At 50.0% G+C, this 252-nt stretch carries 1 pseudogene; it reads right to left on the minus strand.

The window, feature by feature from the left end:
* Positions 1-243 (minus strand): annotated as a pseudogene (locus tag ACSNOK_RS35295) (serine hydroxymethyltransferase); the annotation flags it as partial.
* Positions 244-252: the final 9 nt, after the last annotated feature.

Genomic DNA, 252 nt, shown 5'->3' on the forward strand with positions numbered 1-252 from the left:
CATTAGAATGATGCCGCCCCGTGGTCCGCGCAACGTTTTGTGCGTGGTTGAGGTTACAAAGTGGCAATGTTCGAAAGGGGAATCCAGTAACCCCTTCGCAATAAGCCCTGCAGGATGTGCCATGTCGCACAAAACAAGCGCATTGATAGAATCGGCGATCTTCCTGATGCGCGCATAATCCCATTCCCTGCTATAAGCAGACGCTCCGCAAATAATAAGTCTTGGTTTTTCCCTGGTTGCCACACTTTCCAT

The sequence above is a fragment of the Streptomyces sp. URMC 126 genome (genome assembly GCF_051386555.1).
Classification (GTDB): Bacteria; Actinomycetota; Actinomycetes; order Streptomycetales; family Streptomycetaceae; genus Streptomyces.